The 19013-nt window shown below is 58.4% G+C and carries 16 protein-coding genes and 1 pseudogene; 5 read left to right on the top strand and 12 right to left on the bottom strand.

Going from position 1 to position 19013, the window contains the following annotated elements; genetic code table 11:
- Window positions 1–53: 53 nt before the first annotated feature.
- From BZ163_RS25065 to BZ163_RS25055, 3 genes and pseudogenes are all read left to right on the top strand, one after another.
- Complete coding sequence (locus BZ163_RS25065; RefSeq protein ID WP_128873060.1) at window positions 54–989, top strand: LysR substrate-binding domain-containing protein; 936 nt, start codon at window positions 54–56, stop codon at window positions 987–989.
- Between the two features lie 112 nt (window positions 990–1101).
- Window positions 1102–1506: a DUF6632 domain-containing protein gene (locus tag BZ163_RS25060; RefSeq protein ID WP_128873059.1), complete on the top strand. Its 405-nt coding sequence runs from the start codon at window positions 1102–1104 to the stop codon at window positions 1504–1506.
- Between the two features lie 213 nt (window positions 1507–1719).
- A pseudogene (locus BZ163_RS25055) lies at window positions 1720–1812 on the top strand (Mut7-C RNAse domain-containing protein); the annotation flags it as partial.
- Window positions 1813–1933: 121 nt separating this feature from the next.
- On the opposite strand, the gene BZ163_RS25050 reads toward BZ163_RS25055, so the two are convergent.
- From BZ163_RS25050 to BZ163_RS25005, 10 genes are all read right to left on the bottom strand, one after another.
- Entirely contained in the window at window positions 1934–2821 is an 888-nt protein-coding gene (locus BZ163_RS25050) for a LysR family transcriptional regulator (protein ID WP_168187400.1), read from the bottom strand.
- Window positions 2822–2892: 71 nt separating this feature from the next.
- Entirely contained in the window at window positions 2893–3399 is a 507-nt protein-coding gene (locus tag BZ163_RS25045) for a RidA family protein (protein WP_128873057.1), read from the bottom strand.
- A gap of 29 nt (window positions 3400–3428) precedes the next feature.
- The gene (locus tag BZ163_RS25040) at window positions 3429–3824 is read right to left on the bottom strand and encodes a cytochrome c (protein ID WP_128873056.1); all 396 of its coding nucleotides are present in this window, start codon (window positions 3822–3824) and stop codon (window positions 3429–3431) included.
- Between the two features lie 10 nt (window positions 3825–3834).
- Window positions 3835–5439: a flavin monoamine oxidase family protein gene (locus BZ163_RS25035; protein WP_256579113.1), complete on the bottom strand. Its 1605-nt coding sequence runs from the start codon at window positions 5437–5439 to the stop codon at window positions 3835–3837.
- Window positions 5436–6779 carry an amidohydrolase gene (locus tag BZ163_RS25030; RefSeq protein WP_256579112.1) on the bottom strand — a complete coding sequence of 448 codons (1344 nt, stop codon included), beginning with the start codon at window positions 6777–6779 and terminating at the stop codon, window positions 5436–5438. The genes BZ163_RS25035 and BZ163_RS25030 overlap by 4 nt, the downstream gene beginning before the upstream one ends.
- A gap of 115 nt (window positions 6780–6894) precedes the next feature.
- Window positions 6895–8223 carry an MFS transporter gene (locus BZ163_RS25025; RefSeq protein WP_128873055.1) on the bottom strand — a complete coding sequence of 443 codons (1329 nt, stop codon included), beginning with the start codon at window positions 8221–8223 and terminating at the stop codon, window positions 6895–6897.
- 50 nt (window positions 8224–8273) lie between these two features.
- On the bottom strand, window positions 8274–9560 hold the full coding sequence (locus BZ163_RS25020) for an OprD family outer membrane porin (protein WP_224790946.1): 1287 nt from the start codon (window positions 9558–9560) through the stop codon (window positions 8274–8276).
- 118 nt (window positions 9561–9678) lie between these two features.
- Window positions 9679–10971, bottom strand: a complete 1293-nt coding sequence (locus BZ163_RS25015) for an ArgE/DapE family deacylase (protein WP_128873053.1) — start codon at window positions 10969–10971, stop codon at window positions 9679–9681.
- A 162-nt stretch (window positions 10972–11133) separates the two neighbouring features.
- Window positions 11134–12627, bottom strand: a complete 1494-nt coding sequence (locus BZ163_RS25010; protein WP_128873052.1) for an aldehyde dehydrogenase — start codon at window positions 12625–12627, stop codon at window positions 11134–11136.
- A 30-nt stretch (window positions 12628–12657) separates the two neighbouring features.
- The gene (locus tag BZ163_RS25005; RefSeq protein ID WP_128873051.1) at window positions 12658–14304 is read right to left on the bottom strand and encodes a thiamine pyrophosphate-dependent enzyme; all 1647 of its coding nucleotides are present in this window, start codon (window positions 14302–14304) and stop codon (window positions 12658–12660) included.
- 205 nt (window positions 14305–14509) lie between these two features.
- On the opposite strand from BZ163_RS25005, the gene BZ163_RS25000 reads away from it, so the two are divergent.
- Entirely contained in the window at window positions 14510–14842 is a 333-nt protein-coding gene (locus tag BZ163_RS25000; protein ID WP_128873050.1) for a hypothetical protein, read from the top strand.
- A gap of 8 nt (window positions 14843–14850) precedes the next feature.
- Here the strand turns inward: BZ163_RS25000 and ampC are convergent, their stop codons facing one another.
- Both ampC and BZ163_RS24990 read right to left on the bottom strand, forming a co-directional pair.
- The gene (gene ampC / locus BZ163_RS24995) at window positions 14851–16041 is read right to left on the bottom strand and encodes a class C beta-lactamase (RefSeq protein ID WP_128873049.1); all 1191 of its coding nucleotides are present in this window, start codon (window positions 16039–16041) and stop codon (window positions 14851–14853) included.
- A 148-nt stretch (window positions 16042–16189) separates the two neighbouring features.
- Window positions 16190–16381, bottom strand: coding sequence for a hypothetical protein (locus tag BZ163_RS24990; RefSeq protein ID WP_256579111.1), 192 nt, complete (start codon window positions 16379–16381; stop codon window positions 16190–16192).
- 121 nt (window positions 16382–16502) lie between these two features.
- On the opposite strand from BZ163_RS24990, the gene BZ163_RS24985 reads away from it, so the two are divergent.
- Entirely contained in the window at window positions 16503–18758 is a 2256-nt protein-coding gene (locus tag BZ163_RS24985; RefSeq protein ID WP_128873048.1) for a TonB-dependent siderophore receptor, read from the top strand.
- Window positions 18759–19013: the final 255 nt, after the last annotated feature.

Below are 19013 nucleotides of genomic sequence, written 5' to 3'. Positions count from 1 at the left end.
TGCGTGGCAAACGTTCAGGTATTTGAATAACAAATTCGCGGGGAGCAGCCACATTGGAATTGAGACAACTGCGCTATTTCGTAAAAATCATCGAGCTTGGCAGCCTGGGGCGTGCAGCACTTGAACTGGACGTGGGTGTGTCAGCCCTCAGTCAGCAAATCTCCAAGCTGGAAAGCGAACTGTGCACCCGCCTCCTGAATCGAACCTCTACCGGCGTGACGCCCACTAGCGCCGGATTTGCGTTTTTACACCATGCCCAATTGACGCTACGCCAGGCGGAAAACGCAATCATGGCCGCCCATCGCGGGCGAATGAGCGGTTATGTCAGCGTCGGCTTACCACCGACTACCGCCACGGTGCTCGCGTTGCCGTTGATCAACGCAATGCGTGCGCGTTATCCGGACATACAACTGCATTTGGTGGAAATGCTTTCCGGCCACTTGGCGGCGCAGCTCAACGCACGGCAAATTGACCTGGCCATCCTGTTCCAGCTCGAAGGGGGTAAACGCTGGAGCGTGACTCCGCTGCTGGATGAAAAGCTGTTTGTCATTGCCTCGCCCAGCCTGCCTCAAGCGCCTTCTGGTGACAGCGTGCAGTTAGCCGACCTCGGCGGCCTGCCGCTGGTGATGCCCAGCGCGCAACATGGATTGCGCTCGGCATTGATGAGCGCGTTCGAGCGGGTCGGGCTGACACCCAATGTCATTATGGAAGTCGACGGTCTCGCTATTTTGATGAACGCCGTTCGGGCCGGTCATGCGGCAACGATACAACCGGGGGCGGCCGCTGCATTGAAAGACGGGTCCGGACTTTCACTGATCAGGATTGCCGATCCCCATGTGGGCCGGCGTAATCTTCTGGCGACGCTGGCTGATGACGAACTCTCTCCGGCGGCGCTGGCAACGCGGTTGGTCATCGTCGATGTGGCGCGACAGTTGGTCGTCGACAAACAGTGGCCTGGAGCTACGTGGATAGAGGGGGTAGACGCGTAACCCGCCTTCAACCCCGGACACATAAGTCTCCATAGACAGATTTTTCGAATAATTTCTCAATAGGTGGCCCTTGGGGGGTCAATTTAGCGTCAGGCACAAAGAGGAGTCCGCCATGACCGTAGTCGATCGCCTCAGGTATTTGCGCGTCGTTCTGGTTTTGGCTGGCCTCGCGTGCCTTGCTCTCTACCCACTTATGTTGTTCTGGCCGTCCGGCTGGGCCTGGCACGTCGGTCACTCGGACTACCCGATGATGATCGTTGGCATCTACGCCACACTTGGCGTGTTCTTGATCCTGGCCGCACGTGATCCATTAGCCAATCTGAGCCTGATCTGGTTCACCGTGTGGTCTAGCGCCGTACACGGAGGAATCATGGCCGTCCAGACGGTCACCCAGCCGGGGCAAATGGGGCACTTGGCAGGTGACGTGCCGGCGCTCTTCATCGTGGCGGTTGCCTTGGCCATCTTGACGCCCCGCTCGCAATTGGCCGCTCGGCCCCGGACACACAATGGGGCCTGAGAGCAGGTTTGACTGGCAGGATCGGGAGGAAAATCGCGTTTCTACGCAATTTTTTGCGTCTGCTGATCAACCAACGCCGACAAATTTTACGTAGCAACGCAGTCTTCAAGACTGTGCCCGCGTTTTTTCACAGCCTGGGGCGTTTCCGCCTGTCACGCCTGACCGGTTTGGGTCCGATAGCTGTCCATACTATTCAACATGACCAGCGCAACCTTCCTGCGCTGCGACGCCTGCCAACGGATCTACTGGGAGGGTTCGCACTGGCGCGGCATGTGTGCATTGCTGGCACCGCTGCTGGGCCGCTAGCCGGGCACATCGGACCGTCTGCGTAGCCGGGGCTCATGGGCTTTTGCATCAGGAAGATGACGGCCATGCACGGTCTTTAATAGCGGCATGAACTTCCTGGTTTCGCCTTGCGACGAACGATCTAATAAGTGCTGTGCAAAAAATCCTTAAGGCGCTGCGCCAGGCTTTCCAGGGTCAGGGTGCTGTAATGCTGACGATCCCACGCGGCATGCAGGGTCACGCCGAGGTTCACCTCCGGTGTGCGTGGCGATGCCTGGATCAGCACGCCATGTAGCCCGTAGCGCGGCAAATCCGTGACAACACCCACTCCACGCCCATTTGCCGCCAACGCCTGGATGATGGGTGATTGATCGCATTCCTCCACCGAAGAATACCGCAGGCCTTCGCGTGTCATGGCCAGATCCAGCTCAAGACGACTGACGCTGGAACTGCTTGGCAGTAACAACGGTTGAACCGCCAGTTCGGCGAGCGTCACCATGCTCAACTGTTCGATAGCCCAAGGATGACTGTCGTTCACATAGGCTCGCAGCGGCACCAGGCCTAATTGCAGGGTGGCGCAATCCTGCTCTGGTGTTACCGGCGAGACCACCATGTCCATCCCGCTATGAAGCAGCTCGTGCAGACCGAAGTGCGACGATTCGTGGGTGAGAATCAGGGGATCCTCTACCTTCAACGTGCTGATAAAAGGCGCGATCAACCCGGCGATCGTGGCGTACGTCGCACCCAGGTGCAGACGCTTGATATGCCCCTTGGACCAACTCTGTGCCGCTGCTTTTACCGACCGTGCGTTGCTCAACAGCTGCCGCGCCAAAGGCACCAGTTCGCGACCGGCCGGCGTCAGCCGCAATCGGTTGCGCTGATTATCGAATAGCTTGAAGCCCAGCTCGCCTTCGAAGCTTTGTATCTGTCGACTCAGGGCCGGCTGCGCCATGTGCAATTGCGGGGCGGCAGCGGTCACCGTGCCAAAATCGACTACGGCGAGAAAACACTCAACACGGCGTAAGTTCATGGCGCCTTTACCCTTTTGCATGCCTGAAAAGAAGCACAGCTCTGTGGCTGCGCTTTTAGCGTATCAGTCGGTCAAGGACGTACCGCCGTGACTTCTATTTCAACCAGATAGCCCGGATTGGCAAGACCGGCCACCTGAAACACTGAACGAGTGGGCAGCAGCGGTTGTTGCGCCGTGCCGAAAAACCGAGTGTAACCTTTCATGAAACCGGAAAAATCCATGTGGCCTTGCTTCGCCGGATCCCCCACCAGGTACACCTGCATTTTCACCACATCACGCATGTCCATGCCAAGGCTCTTCAGCGATTGCTCGATACCCTGCAGGACATTGACCGTCTGGGCCTGGGTGTCACCATAGGCGGCGACACTGGTTTTGGCCTGATCGGCGTGGATCACCGACGGCACCGCACCACTGAAATTCACCAGCGTAGCGTTTGGCGGAATCTCGATGGCCAGCGCGACAGGGAAATCGGTCCCTGGGATTTTGTGGCGGATCACTTCACTGGCATTGGCTTGAGCGAGCAGCATAAAGATTCCCAGGCTGGCGGCGAGTGTCGGATTGAAGGAAGAACGGGGCATCGAAATTCTCTCTCTTAAGATTGGCAAACTCATCGGCCGGTCAATGCTTTAACCGTTGCCATGTTGACCGGTTCATTGAATGCATTGCCGTTGTGGGTGCGGATGTAGGTCACCACCGCCGCAATCTGTTCATCGTCAAGGAAGCCCTTGAATGCAGGCATACCGCCCTGCCCTTGAGCCACCATGAACACGGGATAGGCATCTGCTGACAAGCGCGGATTGTTGGCCAGGGCCGGGTACGCGCCTGCACCTTGGGCGCCTTGGCCCTGAGCCATGTGGCAGCCTTGGCAAATGGCCTTGAACAGGCTTTCGCCCTCTCGTTGTTCGAAATGCTTGCCAGGGACCGACACTTGCGGGTCGAGTGCATTGGCCTGCCCACAGGCCAACGAAATCACCAACGCCAAGGCACAATAAAGTCGTTTCATGGTGAGCTCCTCAGGCCTGTGCGGTCGGACGTGCGACGATGTGTGCATGCAGACGGGTGATAGCGTCCTGTGCCGAGAGAATGGCGCCTTCCTGCCACGCGGGCAGTTGCGAGGCGTGTTCACCGGCCAGTACCAGACGCCCATCGATCTGACACAGATGGCTGTAGTGGGCGGCGCGCGAAGTTTCAGTCCAGGCCCCATAGCACCCGTTGCTCCAAGGCACGCGATGCCAGCCAACAGCGATGCCGTTGTCGAATTCGACCGGATACTGCGGGTGGACCTGACTGCCGTATTCGACGGATTTTCTGATCCGTTCTTCCGGCGTCATTGCCGTGAATTCAAAGGCGTTGTTGTTCTCCCACAGATAGCCACCGAGCACCACGCCTTTGCCGCGACTGCCATAATCGCAATTGGGATAACCAATCTGCTGCATGGGTGAGTCCGTGTAGCTCACCCCGCCATAGATATGTTCGTCCTGTTCCCAGAAACGTCTTTTGAACTGCAAGCCGATTTTGACCGACGCGTTGTACGGTACCGCCCGAATGGCGGCCTGCATCGGCGCGCCGCAATCGACAGGGATCTGGCTGAGGATCGACAACGGCAGCGTGCACACACACCAATCGGCTTTTTCCTGGCGAGATGGGCCGCCTTGGCTGCTTTCCCAGGTGACGGTCACGCCTTGATCGTTCTGCTGGATGCGGGTGACTTTGCTATTGAACTGGATCAGGCCTTCGAGCTGGCGAGCGAACGCCTGGGCGATCATGTCCATCCCCCCCACTGGCTGAAACAGCGTGGTCTGAAACTCATGTAACTGACCGACCATGAGGTACAGCCACATGCCTGATTGGAGCAGCGCCTGGCGATCGATGATTTCCGAGGGTTGGGCCGCAGGCATCAGGCCGCCACCGGCATCCACGGCAAAGCCGCGACGAAGGCTGGTGTCTGGCGATTTGCGGTACTCATTGCCCGCATCGAGCCCGGCCCATACACGCAGACTTTCCAGGAGTTTTTGCCGGTCTTCGGCAGTGACTTCCTGATCCAGCGCCCCCTGGTTCACCGCCTTGCTCAGCAGCTCGGCAATATGCCCCTGGTAATCGGCCTGGACTTCGCGATAACGCTTGGGTTTGCCGCCGAACGCCTGACTGTTGTGAACCAGAGCGTTATGGTTGACCTGTACGAAGGGTTCGAGTTTGACCTCGAACTTCTTGCAGTAATCCAGAATGGCATGGTGATGGTAGGGAATTCGCCAAGGCCCCGGATTGAAATAAAGCCCCTGATCAAATTGGCAGGTCTGAACGGCGCCACCCAACTCGGTGAAGCGATCACCCCCACGCAGGGTCCAACAGCGACCGCCGGCCTTGGCGTTGTATTCCAGCACTTTGACCTTGTAACCCGCCTTGCGCAGTTCGTAAGCCGCCGTCATGCCTGCCAGGCCCGCTCCCAAGACCAGTACCGTCGTGCCTTTTGGCGCCTGGCTCAGCTTGAAATCGCCGGTATAAGTCGACTCACCGGCAAAACTCAAGGCGCCCATGGCCTGGTACATCGCGGCCGCGCCGGCGGTGTTGCCGATCCAGCGCAGCAACGTGCGTCGTGTCACTTTACGTTGATCAATCATGACGACTTGGCTCCCAACCCCGCGAGCAGTGGATAGTTGAGAACGAACTCGACGTGGGCCCGTACACCGGTCTTCAGCGTGGCATCGTCGACGGTAAAAAACGGGCTGTGATTGACGGGAGCCTTGAGCATGTCCTGATCGGGAGAAGTCGCTCCCAGGAACACGAACAGGGCCGGGACCCGTTTGGCGTAATGGGCGAAGTCCTCGCTCGCGGGGGAGAAATTCGGGGTGATTTTCGCGTTGCCGTCCGCGGCCTTCTTCATCGACGCCGCCATCATTCGGGTCAGGCGCTTGTCGTTCATCAGGACCGGCGCGTATTCGGAAAGCTCGACTTTCGCCGAGACACCATTGGCTTGGGCGACATGCTCGATCATCGGCGGCAACTGCTTCAGGATGCCGTTACGGATCTCGTTGTCGTTGGTGCGCACCGTGCCAAGCATCGACAAGGTGTCCGGAATGATATTGCCAACCGTGCCGGCGTTGATGGCGCCGATTGTGACAACGCCCATGCCTTGACTCAGGTCTGCGCGACGACTGATCAGCGTCTGCAGTGCAGTGATCATCTGCGCACTGGCAACCACCGGATCCGCACCTTTCCAGGGCATCGAACCATGCACTTGTCGCCCACTGACGGTAATGCGCAGGCCATCGGCACTGTTGAGGACAGGCCCGGGCTTGTAGCGAATTTGCCCGCTGGGCAGTCCCGCCATGACGTGCAAACCGAAGATGACTTCAACTTTGGGATTGTCCAGCGCGCCTTCGGCAATCATTTTCCGCGCACCGATTTCTGCGCCCTGGGTGAAGTTATCGATGTTCGCGCCACCCTCCTCGGCTGGCTGAAACACAAACACCACGGTGCCGGCAATCTGGTCACGGTGGTCAGCCAGCAGCTTCGCCGCACCCAGCAACATCGCGGTATGGGCATCGTGCCCACAGGCATGCATGACCGGGACTTCCTTGCCCTGGTATTGCGCCCGGGCGGTGCTCGCAAAGGGCAGCCCCACAGGTTCCTGCACCGGCAACGCGTCCATGTCGGCGCGTAACGCCATCACCGGCCCCGGCTTACCGCCCTTGAGGACGCCGATGACGCCGGTAGTGGCGACGTTGGTACGAACGTCGATACCCAGCGCCTTCAATCGCTCGGCAACCAACTTTGACGTTTCAAACTCTTGATTGCCCAATTCGGGATGCTGGTGGATCTTGTGCCGAAGCGCGATGAAGGCGGGCTCCTCCTGCAATGCAGCGGCTTTGACCCAGTCACTGGGCTCGCTGGCTTGCGATGCCGTGTTGACGGCAGCGGCAAGCATTGAAACGAATAGCATCGGATAGATGGATTTCATCGGAACACTCTTTAACGAACAGGCACACCTCTCCCGCCCTTGACGATGCCAGGAGAAACCATGCGTGTTGGAAAAAAGGGTGATCGCCATGCTGGCCAATCACCCTGAGGAAAGCTCAGTCAGGCTGGTGGCGCGTCACGTACAACGTGATGATCGTGGCGCACAGCGAGATGGCGGCGATAAGACTCAGGAGCAGCGCAGGCCCCCATGACTTGCCATCCGAAAGCATCAGGAACCCTGTGGCCAGGGCCGGCATGAACCCCGCAATCAGGCCGGAAAGGTTGGCTGACAACCCCAGGCCGCTGTAATGCAGATGCGGTGGAAACAAGCGGGTCAGTACATTGCCGATAGGTGCGTAGGCTACCGTCGCCAACCCCAGGCCAAGGACCATGGCCAGGTTGATGTACATGGGTTCACGGGTATCAACCAGCCAGAACATCGGGAATGCCAACACCAGGGTAATGACGTAGCCGATGATCACCGTTTGCGTCGAGCCAATGCGATCGGCCAGCTTGCCGGCCACCACCAGGGTGACCATTTGCATGAGCGCACCACAGGTCAACGCCGTGAGAATGACGTGGCTGGGCAAGTTCAGCGTCTTGGTGACATAGCTGATCATGAACGCGGTAATGATGAAGAAACCGGCATTGCAATACAGGTAAGTGGCGATGCCCAGCACCAGCCGTCCCGGGGCTTGGCGGAACAGTTCGAGCACCGGCATTTTTTCTGTTTTGTTTTCGCTCGCCAGTTGCTTGAAAGCCGGGGTTTCTTCGACTTTCCAGCGCAACCACAACGCTACGCCGACCAACACGATGGACACCGCAAACGGCACCCGCCAGGCCCACTCCAGGAAGGCGTCACCCGGCAAGGAAGCGGCCAGGGCGACGGCACCCGACGACAGCAAGGTGCCCGTGGGCGAGCCCAGTTGCACGATGGCTGCGTACAACCCGCGTTTTTTCGGCGGCGCGTATTCGATCGCCAGCAAGGTCGCTCCGCCCCACTCCCCGCCGGCAGCAATACCTTGCACCGCACGCAGGATAGTCAACCGGATGGGCGCGACGATTCCGGCCGTGGCGTAAGTCGGCAGAAAACCGATCATGGTCGTCGCCAACCCCATCATCAGTACCGTGATGACCAATGCGCTGCGCCGGCCATACTTGTCACCGATATGACCGAAAATCACCGCCCCCAACGGACGAGCAGCGAAGCCGACACCGAAACTCAAAAACGCGCCCATCACCGAAATGGCGGGGACGTCACCCGGAAAAAACAGCGGAGCGAACACAATCGCGGCGACGGTGCCGAACAGGAAAAAGTCGTACCACTCCAGGGCAGTGCCGATATAAGCCGCGATCACGATCTTGCGAGTCTGCGCCGCGTCGAAACTGACCGGGGTCGAAGCTGGCCCGTCTGTCGAACTCACGGGGAGCGTAGTGGATTTCATGAATACTCCGGTTTTGTATGCTGTTATGAGTGGTTACGGGCTGCGGCGGATCAGAAAATCTTGAAAGGCACGTTTACGATCAGGCGAAACTCTTCAAGGTTGCCTTCAATCTGGTTTTCGCTCGCGCGATGCCAGGCATAACCGCTGAGTAGATTGGCGCCTTTCAACTGTCCTGACTGGACGACGTAACTGACGAAGGTTCCAACCTCATAGTGGCTTTCGTCACTCTGCTTGAGCACGGACGAATAGATACCGTCGGGCCCGCCATCATAGTGAGTGCCATCAATTCCCCAGCCCTTGATGTACCAGAGGATGGTCTTGAAACCTGGAAAGCCATACGCGGCGAAATCGTTGATGTAATTGACCTGGAATGAGCGTTCATTGGGGCCGTTGTAATACGAGAGCATGGTGTTTGGCAGATTGATCGCATTCGACTCGGCCACATAGTCGAAATACTCGTCGCCCTTGATCTGTTGCAAGCCCACTTTCAGCGTGTGGTTCTTGTAAACAGGCGTAATACTCAGGCCATAAGCCTGCTGGTCGATAGCCCCGGCCACTTCCTGGCCACTGGACTGGGTGTTGTAGAAGTCAAACTGGACATCGGTGGTGATTGCACCCCAGTTGAATTTCTGCCCCAATCCCACGTATTCACGATCCCAAATGTCCTCGAAACGCGAGACGTAAGCACTGGCGCGCCAGCCATTGCTGGCCAGGTAGTCGGCGCCGGCGTAAGCCACCCAGTCACTGGTGACCAGTCGGGAACCGAAACTGGGCGTCAAGTCCTGACTGCCTGCTCCGGTGCGCGGCGTAGCCTGGTCGAAGTACCCGGACTTGATTGTCAGGCCCTCGACGTCATGACTTTCCAGCGAGACACCGTCGAACGCTGCCGGAAGCGTGCGTGTATCGGAATAGCCCATCACGGGCGTCTTGACCTGATGCCTGCCGACTTTCAGCACCGTGTCGGATACTTTGAATTTCAGCGCCGCGACACCCACCTTGCTCCAGTCATCAACCACATCGCCATCTTTGTCGACCAACAGCCGGTTGCTGCCACCGGCGGTCGCCAGTTTGCTGCGTTCAAGCGCAACGGCAGCGTACGCCGACAGATCAAGGCCGAAACCGACCATGCCTTGGGTGAACCCGGACACATAATCAAGCTTGAAACCCTCAAGCCAGGCCGTGCGGTCACGCACGGCCCGCCGCCCTTGCGATGTTTGCGCGGAAAAGTAAGTGTCCTTGCGCCCGATTTCATGGGAGTACCACTGCCGGGTATTAAGTGTCAGCGAACTGTCTTCGATGAAGCCGGTGTCCTTGGCTTGTACAGCCATCGGAGCCATAAAAAGAGCGGCCGCAAGCGACCCGGCCACCAGAGGTGCCGAACGAACCCTATGCATATCTGAGCGCCTTATAGTTTTTGTGATGGCAGGCAGGAAGGTGAAGTTGAGTCTTTGTTTTTTATTTGGCGTGGTTGAGTCCGCACCAGCGGGCCATGAACACCGCGAGAACCTTGGTGACATCCATCATGCTGTCGATCGAAACCCACTCATCGATGCCATGTATAGAGCCACCGACAGGGCCATAACAGGTCGCGGGGATACCGCCGTACAAGTTGAAAAAACGCGCGTCGGTTGCGCCTTCAAACGTCACCAGTGGCAATGCTTCACCGATCACATCGGCATAGGTACGTCGCAACGAAGTGATCACCGGTTGGTTCATGTCGATCTCACAACCCTGTGCCTGGAACCCGCCGTAGCTGACGTGGTATTGAGCGGACAGATGAGCCGGGTGGGCAAGGAACAATGCGTCGAGCCTGGCTTCGACTTCAGCCTTGATCTGCGCGACGGTTTTTTCGGGATAAAAACCAATGCGAATATCCAGCCGACACATCGACGGTACCGAGGACGTCCATTCACCGCCCTGGATCTTGCCCAGGTTGAAATTGATCGGTTTAGGGTGGTGGCTGTAGCAGTGATGCCGGTTGGCAGGCTCGTTCCACTCGCTTTCCAGCGCCTTGAGGCCGGCGAACAGCGCCAATGCAAGATCAACGGCGCTACTGCCCTCAGTCGCCATGGCCGCATGGGCCGGTTTGCCGCTGATTTCCAGCGCCAACCAGAGCACACCCATCTGGCAGGTCATCAAACCCGCTGTCGGTTCGGTAATGATTGCAGCGTCTGCGGTGTGCCCGGCAACCAGACAGGCCAACGCACCGTTACCCGTGCATTCTTCTTCGATCACCGACTGGAGAATGACCTTGGCAGCCGGCTCGTAACCCAGTCGCTTCAACGCCTTGAACGCCATGATGTAGCTGACGATCCCGGCCTTCATATCGGATGCGCCGCGGCCAATCAACTTGTCGCCATTGATCCAGGGCTGAAACGGCGGCTGTGTCCACAGGCGTTCGTCACCGACTGGCACCACATCGATGTGCCCATTGAAAATAATCGACTTGCCCTGCACCACCCAAGGCCGATGAGTGCCGATGACATTGACCCGGCCTTCATAGGAAACCAGTGATGGCGAATACCCCGGATGATCCTTGATCTGGCTTTCATCGATGGTCAGCGCTTGAACTTCAAGTTGCAGATCATCTGAAAACACTCGTTTGATAACGTCTTGCGCCGATTGCTCTTCACCCAGGAGCGATGCATGGGAGACCAGCTCACTCAACAGGGTGATCGATTCGTCGCGCAGTGCTTCGACCGCGGCGACGATGTCTTGCTCGAGTGCATTGATATTTATTGTTTTCATTTACAGGTCCACAAGTAACTGGATGTGATGTGGGATGAGCGTAAATTCAGCGAACCATGCCGTCCAATGCTAAATTGTTGGACTTTCAATACCTAAATAGCATGGTTTTAATTATCAAAAGGCGCTCCACATCCTTGTCGAGCGAGGTGTGATAAGTAAGCGCTACAACTTGATCCAGGTAGCTTTGAGTTCTGTGTATTTGTCGAACGCATGCAACGACTTGTCACGACCGTTACCCGACTGCTTGAAGCCGCCGAACGGTGCGGTCATGTCCCCGCCGTTGTACTGGTTGATCCAGACACTGCCCGCACGCAGGGCTTTTGCCGCCAGGTGCGCCTTCGACAAATCCCGCGTCCAGACCGCTGCCGCAAGCCCGTAAGGGCTGTCGTTGGCGATCTCTACCGCCTGCTCCAGGGTGTCGAAGGCGATCACGGACAGCACGGGACCGAACACTTCTTCCCGGGCAATCCCCATGGCATTGTCGACCTCGTCAAACACTGCCGGCTCGACATAGGCGCCGCCACTTTCAACACGCATTTGCCGACCTCCACTGCGCAAGGTCGCGCCCTGTTTTTGCGCCTCGGCAATGTGCGCCAGGACGCTTTCCAAGTGCTGGTGATCCACCACGGCACCCGCCATGCTCGAAGGGTCCAGGGGATTTCCAGGTGTCCATGCCTGTAACGCTTCAATGACCTTGGCAACAAACTCGTCTTTGATACTGCGCTCGACCAACAGGCGCGAACCCGCCGTGCAGACTTCACCCTGATTGAACGCAATCGCCGCCGCTGCCGCTTGCGCTGCGACCTCCAGATCTGGAGCGTCAGCACAGACAATATTGGGGCTTTTACCGCCTGCCTCGAGCCAGACCCGTTTCATGTTCGACTCCCCGGCATACACCAGCAACTGCTTGGCAATTCGGGTGGAACCGGTGAACACCAACGTGTCGACGTCCATATGCAGTGCCAGTGCCTTGCCAACAGTGTGACCGTAACCGGGCAACACGTTGAACACACCCGCGGGAATGCCCGCATCCAGCGCCAGTTGAGCCAGACGAATCGCGCTCAATGGCGAGCGCTCCGAGGGTTTCAGGATCACCGAGTTGCCGGTGGCGAGTGCGGGTCCGAGTTTCCACGCACTCATCATCAAGGGGAAATTCCACGGCACGATCGCCGCGACCACGCCGATCGGCTCCCGCGTCACCAGACCCAATTGATCGTAAGGCGTGGCAGCGACCTGGTCGTAAATCTTGTCGATCGCCTCGCCACTCCAGCGAATTGCTTCGGTGGTTGCTACCAGGTCCATTTCCAGCGCATGAGCGATGGGTTTGCCCATGTCCAGGGTTTCGAGCAACGCCAACTCTTCGCTGTTCTGCTCGATCAACGCCGCAAAACGCAACATGATCTGTTTACGAGCGGACGGCGCCTGGCGAGACCAGTGTCCGGCTTCAAATGCCTTGCGCGCCGCGGCTACAGCCAATTGCGCATCTGCAGCGTCGCAGCTGGACACTTGACCCAGCACACGACCGTCCACCGGGCTAACGCACTCGAACGTTGCTCCGTTCATGGCCGTTGTATAGCGCCCATCGATAAACGCACGGGTTTCGATCGACAGCGACAGGGCACGCTGCTGCCACTGGGCATGGGTCAATTGGGACATGGGAATTCCTTGGCAAGAGAGGGAGGTCAATCAGCGGTGCAGATCGCTCATGCGCATGTCCGGACCGAGAAGGTCCTGGGGGATGCGTATCTCGATGATGCTGAACGTGTCGCTGCAGAGCGCTCGATCAAGCGCCCCGGCGAATTCTTCGGTCTTGATCACCGTTTCACCGTGACCACCGAAAGCGCGGGCGTAGTCGGCGAAATCCGGGTTGACCAGATCGGTGCCGCTGATGCGCTGAGGATGATGGATTTCCTGGTGGGTCCTGATGGTCCCGTACATGCCGTTGTTCAAGACGATAATCAGCGGTTTCACGCCCAAGCCTCGGGCCACCGTCAGCTCTTGGCCGTTCATCATGAAGCAACCATCGCCGGCCACCGAGACCACTTGGCGCTGTGGATGCGCCAGGGCGGCAGCGATGGCGGCCGGAACGCCGTAGCCCATCGACCCGTTGCGGGGTGCCAATTGCGATGGGTAGCCGTTAAAGCGCAAGTAACGTCCGGCCCATCCGGCATGATTTCCAGCCCCCCATGTGCCGATGGCATCGTCTGGAAGCGCTCGCTGCAAGTGCTCGAAAATAATGTTGAGGTCGATATCACCGCCCAGATTGGGCGGCTGACGGTAACGTTCGCCCGCCTCACGCAGCCCTCGGGTACGATCGCCCCAGCGCACCGCTGAAGATGGCGTCAGGGTGTCCAGTGCGGAGGCAAAACCGGGCATGTCCGAAATGATGCGTAACGCTTGAGGATGCATCGCGCCCAGGCAATCAGTGTCAGGTAATACCGTCAGCAATTTGCTGGCATGACCTTGTACCGGCAGGAGTGCCCAGCTATCGGTCACAATGTCGCCTAACGGTGAGCCAATTCCAATGACCAGATCAGCTTCTCGCAAGGCATCAGCCATGATTTGCGAGCGACCATAACCCAGTGACCCGACATAAGACGGTGACCGATGGTCGATCAGGTCCATGCAGTTAAAGTCGACAGCCACTGGCAACTCATGCCGTTCGGCCCAATGCTGGATCTGTCGGGTGGCCTGCGGCGTCCAGCCTCCACCGCCGAGAATCACCAGCGGCTTCAAAGCAGTGGCCAACAGGTGCTCCAACTGGGCAATGGCGTCCTGTCCGGGGACGCTTTGCAGTGTGCGGATGGGTTCGACGGCCTGAGCCTGCACGCGATCACGCAGCATGTCCTCCGGCAGTCCGATGACTACCGGGCCCGGCCGACCTGTGCGCGCCAGCGCAAAGGCCCGGGCCACGATTTCAGGAATACGCTCGGCGTGCTCGATCTGGAACACGCCTTTGGTGGTGGTGCCGAACCAGCCATTCAGATCGAACTCCTGGAAAGACTCTCGGTAGGTTTCAGTGCGTGGAATGAGCCCGACAAATAGCACCAAAGGCACACTGTCTTGCCAGGCAGTGTGTAACGCAACCATGGCATTCGCCGCACCGGGACCGCGCGTCACCATGAACACGCCCGTCTTGCCAGTCACTCGAGCGTGGGCATCGGCCATGTAGCCCGCCCCACCCTCCTGCCGACAAACAACCAGCTTGATTGGCGAATCGCGTAACGCATCAAGCACTTCCAGATAACTTTCACCGGGAACGCAAAATACTGTCTGCACGCCTTCATTAGTTAATTGATCAACGACAAGTTGGCCACCACTGCGTTCGGACATCGCCCATTCCTCGATAATTTTGAGATACCGGGCGCGCCAGGCACCTTAGGTAATGGGGCAAAGCCTAAGGACACGGAACAATGTCGTCTAATGCTGAATAATTGTAGTTTCAATGCTTTTTTTACATGGGGAATTCGCTACTGGGGAAACTCGTCATGCTGATAGAATCGTACCTGCTACTCATAACACCCCTCCGAGAATTGGCATGAACCCAGAATTAACTGAAGAAGAAATGCGCCGGGCCCTGTTCGGTGCCGACGAGCCGGCTGCGCAGGACGATGCGCCTGCCGTGCAAAAGCCTGTTGCGGATGTCGTGATCACGCCGCCGGCGAAGGTTGCAGAGAAAAAGAAGGTCGCGAAAGCCTTTACACCCAGGCTGAGAGTCACGCTTCGGGTGGGTAATGAATTTGAAGGCAAGATGCACGAGATAGTCCATGAGGCCGATACGTTGAGTACCCTCCTGGCTGAGCAGGAAGCGACCAAGGCGGCCAGGAAAAAATTCCGCTTTGTGGAAGTGGTGTCGACCCAGTCGATGTAGGTGGGTGTTCAATCACCTGCACTCGATCCCATCCGAGTGTCCAGGGCCTTCAATACTTCGTGGGCGGCTTTCACCCTCGCAGGGATGGGATAGTTCTTGTTGGCCAGCATCACGATGCCCATACCCTTGGCTGGAATAAAGGCCACGTAAGCGCCGAAACCTTCCGACGAACCTGTCTTGTTAATGAGCACGTTGTCCTGCGGTGGCAGCGGAGGGTTGAGTCGGTTAATTTCATGAGGCTCAAAGATCATTTTGTACGCGTTGCCCGCGAGCAAGCGGTCGAGCTCTATTGGATAAGGGTAAAACTCCCATCCCAAGCCTTGTGTCATATCGGCGACCTGGTAGTAGCCTGTATGCGTTGCAGTGATCGCACGTTGCAGAGGCTCATCCAGATCCGCCGCCTGCATGTTTGCCTCAACGAAATGAAGCATGTCCGCCGAGCTGGATTTCACGCCATAAGGCGCTGCATATAGAACACTCGGGGCCATCCTGGCTGGTTTGCCTTCTTTGCTATAGCCGTACGCGTAATGACTCATCTGCGCTTGAGGAACCCTGATGTAACTTTGCTTCAGGCCGAGCTTCGCAAACAGCCTCTTTTCCAGTAGATCTTCGAAAGGCTCGCCCATGCTTTCGGCGGTCAGCAAGCCGAGCAGACCGATGCTCGGGTTCGAGTAGACCCTGTGTGTTCCGACGGCATAGGTCGGTTGCCAGTTTTTGAAATAGCCGAGCATCTTTTCGTGACTGTCCACATCGCCCGGAAACTGCAGCGGTAAACCGCCGGCCGCATAGGTTGCAAGATCGAGCAGGCTGATGTTGTCGAGACTGCTGCCACGCAACGCAGGCAGATAGTGGCTGGCGGGATCAGACAGCGAGAGTTTTGCACTTTCCTGCGCATAGGAAACGAGGGTCGCCGTAAAGGTTTTACTGAGCGAGCCGATCTCGAAAATCGTCTCCTCGGTGACCTTCTGCGCACTTTCCTCCATGGAGATGACGCCGTAGTTAACGTAATACCGCTTCCCATGGAGTGTTACCGCCACCGCCATGCCAGGAATGGCATGTTCTTGCATAACCGGCCGGATAGCCGCGTCCACGATAGCCGTGACCCTGCTTTCTACATCATCCCCGGCGAAGCAGCTGCCTGCGAGGAACAATGCGCTAACGGCAAAGCCGCCCAGCCTGGCCATCGTCTTTTCGTACATGATTGAAAGATCCCCCACGTAGTGTGATGGGCTTGAGCGCTAGTGATGGTCTGCTCCCTGCTAACAACGGCTTTGAAGTATTTATTATAGCCCTCATAAGGCTATACGAATCGCACGACTGAACTGCGCAAATGATCCGATACCCGCCCTATCGGCCATTGGCAAAGTCCGCTCCGTCCAGGGTCGCCCGCAGCAGTATTTCACCGTCGCCAAACCCGTGACGCATTCGCACCTCCTGCTCCTCTACCCCGCCTTTGGCATTCTCCAGCAACCACGCGATGCGCAGTCCCTTGCGCCAGGCAATGATGCAATCACGCTGTCCGATGCAGTCACAGCGCATCGAGCGCTGCGCTGGATACCCTTGATGTCCTCAGCAAGAACATTACAAGTATCATTTGATAACTCATCACATTTGCGTATGATATGGATTCTCATTAACAACAAGCCAAATGTGAGTGCACATGTACACCCCCATCTCCCTGTGTTCACAAAACACCGTTCCGCCCCGCGCGCAGCTGGCTGTGCGCCCCCTGGCCCTGGCCGTGCACATGCTGGCAGCCGGTATCGCCTTCGCGGCGCCATCCGCGCAGGCGGCGGAACAAACTGAGCAAACAGAGACAGGGAGTGCTCTGACCCTGGCCCCGATCGCTGTCACGGAGACGGGCCGTCGCGAGCGCAGTGCGGTCACCGAAGACACGCACTCGTACACGACCGCGGCGGCACGCACGGCCACGCCGTTGAGCATGTCCCTGCGGGAGACGCCGCAGTCGGTCAGCGTCATCACCCAGCAGCGCATCCAGGACCAGGACCTGCATACGATCCTCGACGTGGTCAACAATGCCACCGGTGTCTCGGTCAACCGCTACGAGACCAGCCGGGCGCAGTTCAACGCCCGCGGCTTTGAGCTCAACTCGCTGATGATCGATGGCGTGCCCACCCTCTACGAACAGCCCTGGAGTTCGGGGGAGATTTTCAGCAGCCTGGCCATGTATGACCGCGTTGAAGTGGTCCGTGGCGCCAACGGTTTGATGACCGGTGCCGGCGACCCCTCCGCGTCCATCAACATGGTGCGCAAGCGCGCCAGCAGCACCGACCTGAAGGGTTCGCTGGAACTGAGCGCCGGCTCCTGGGACACCTATGGCGTCGAGGCTGACGTGTCCAGCGCGCTGAACCAGGAAGGCACCATTCGCGGGCGTTTGGTCGCGGAGAGCAACGAGGGCGACACCTGGATCGACATGAACTCGAACAAGCGCCAGACCGTCTACGGCACCATGGACATCGACCTGACGCCCGACACCACGCTCTGGTTCGGCTTGAGCCGGCAGGAAAGCAACGCCGACTCGCCGATGTGGGGCGGCCTGCCCGTCTGGTACGCAGATGGCGGTCGCACCAACTGGAGCCGCTCGAAGTCGACCTCCGCCAAGTGGAGCAAGTGGGACACCACCTACGAGACCTACTTCGTCAATCTCGATCACGCCTTTGCCAACGACTGGCAAGTCAACCTCAGCTATAACCGTGGCGAGCGCACCGGCGACTCTTCCCTGCTGTACCTGTCGGGCAATCCCGGCCGGAACGGCAGCTCGGGCATGTCTTCGTTCCCGGCGACCTACAAGACCGAGACCACCCAGGACGACTACGCCATCCGCTTCAATGGCCCGTTCAAGCTGTTGGGCCGCGAGCACGAATTGGCCTTCGGTTATGTGGACAGCAAGCAGAAGTTCGACGCCGACTCGCTCGACGCGCAAACAGGCTTTGACGGCGTTGCCGATTTCGATGCCTACAGCGGCAACTTCGCCGAGCCGGTATGGGGCCCGCGGACCGACTACGGCTACAGCGAGACCCGGCAGAAGGGCCTCTATGCAGCCACCCGCCTGAACGTGACCGACGATTTGAAAGTGATTCTCGGCGCCCGTGAAAGCTGGTACGAGAAGACCAGTGATGACATATTCTCGGACGTGAGCAAGGTCGATGTCGACCATGAGCTGACGCCTTATGCAGGCATCGTCTACGACCTCACCGACAACCTCTCGGCCTATGCCAGCTACACGGAAATCTTCCTGCCGCAGTCGGTACGCGACAGCAGTGGCCAGACATTGGAGCCGATCGTTGGCGAGAGCACCGAAATCGGCCTGAAGGGCGAGTACTTCGACGGCCGCCTGAACGCCTCCGCGGCCATCTTCCAGATCAAGCAGGATAACCTGGGCCAGAACACCGGCCAGCTGATCGATCCTTCGAACCCGGTCGGCGGCTTCGCCTACGAGGCCAGTGAAGGCGCGACCAGCAAGGGCTTCGAGCTGGAAGTGTCCGGCGAACTCGCGACCAACTGGAATGCATCGGTGGGCTACACCCAGTTCACCGCCGAAGATGCCAACGGCGACAACGTCAACACGCTGTACCCGACCAAGTTGCTGCGCACCTTTACCACCTACCGCCTGCCAGGGGCTTTCAACAAGCTGACCGTCGGCGGCGGGGTCAACTGGCAGGACTCGATCTACACCTACGCCACCAACCCCGCAGGCAACTCCGAGAAGATCCAGCAGGACGCCTACGCCCTGGTCAACCTGATGGCCCGCTACGAAATCACCGAAAACCTCTCGGCCCAGGTGAATGCCGACAACATCACCGACCAGAAGTACTTCGACATCTTCGATGCCTACGGCGCCCTGACCTACGGTGCACCGCGCAGCATTACGGCTTCGGCGAAGTACCGCTTCTAAGGCACCCGGTCGGGTGGCGCTGCGCTGCTCTACCCGAGATGAACCCGACGAAGAAAAACCCAACACCGGCCTGGCGCCGGTGTTGTGCCAATCCCCTGTAGGAGCCCGGCTTGCCGGCGAAGGCGTCATCACGGCCACCGCAAGACTCAAGGCCGCCTTCGCTGGCAAGCCAGCTCCTACGGTTGATTTTCAGTGAACACAAAATCGGTGAACCACACCAATCCCCTGTAGGAGCCCGGCTTGCCGGCGAAGGCG

This window comes from Pseudomonas sp. VI4.1 (genome assembly GCF_002029345.1).
Classification (GTDB): domain Bacteria; phylum Pseudomonadota; class Gammaproteobacteria; order Pseudomonadales; family Pseudomonadaceae; genus Aquipseudomonas.
This window is presented reverse-complemented; position numbering and strand designations above follow the sequence as displayed.

Coding starts and splice junctions, on each gene's coding strand:
- BZ163_RS25060 (WP_128873059.1), top strand. CDS start 1,102: ATGACCGTAGTCGATCGCCTCAGGTATTTGCGCGTCGTTCTGGTTTTG.
- BZ163_RS25050 (WP_168187400.1), bottom strand. CDS start 2,821: ATGAACTTACGCCGTGTTGAGTGTTTTCTCGCCGTAGTCGATTTTGGC.
- BZ163_RS25045 (WP_128873057.1), bottom strand. CDS start 3,399: ATGCCCCGTTCTTCCTTCAATCCGACACTCGCCGCCAGCCTGGGAATC.
- BZ163_RS25040 (WP_128873056.1), bottom strand. CDS start 3,824: ATGAAACGACTTTATTGTGCCTTGGCGTTGGTGATTTCGTTGGCCTGT.
- BZ163_RS25035 (WP_256579113.1), bottom strand. CDS start 5,439: ATGATTGATCAACGTAAAGTGACACGACGCACGTTGCTGCGCTGGATC.
- BZ163_RS25030 (WP_256579112.1), bottom strand. CDS start 6,779: ATGAAATCCATCTATCCGATGCTATTCGTTTCAATGCTTGCCGCTGCC.
- BZ163_RS25025 (WP_128873055.1), bottom strand. CDS start 8,223: ATGAAATCCACTACGCTCCCCGTGAGTTCGACAGACGGGCCAGCTTCG.
- BZ163_RS25020 (WP_224790946.1), bottom strand. CDS start 9,560: ATGGCTCCGATGGCTGTACAAGCCAAGGACACCGGCTTCATCGAAGAC.
- BZ163_RS25015 (WP_128873053.1), bottom strand. CDS start 10,971: ATGAAAACAATAAATATCAATGCACTCGAGCAAGACATCGTCGCCGCG.
- BZ163_RS25010 (WP_128873052.1), bottom strand. CDS start 12,627: ATGTCCCAATTGACCCATGCCCAGTGGCAGCAGCGTGCCCTGTCGCTG.
- BZ163_RS25005 (WP_128873051.1), bottom strand. CDS start 14,304: ATGTCCGAACGCAGTGGTGGCCAACTTGTCGTTGATCAATTAACTAAT.
- BZ163_RS25000 (WP_128873050.1), top strand. CDS start 14,510: ATGAACCCAGAATTAACTGAAGAAGAAATGCGCCGGGCCCTGTTCGGT.
- ampC (WP_128873049.1), bottom strand. CDS start 16,041: ATGTACGAAAAGACGATGGCCAGGCTGGGCGGCTTTGCCGTTAGCGCA.
- BZ163_RS24990 (WP_256579111.1), bottom strand. CDS start 16,381: ATGCGCTGTGACTGCATCGGACAGCGTGATTGCATCATTGCCTGGCGC.
- BZ163_RS24985 (WP_128873048.1), top strand. CDS start 16,503: ATGTACACCCCCATCTCCCTGTGTTCACAAAACACCGTTCCGCCCCGC.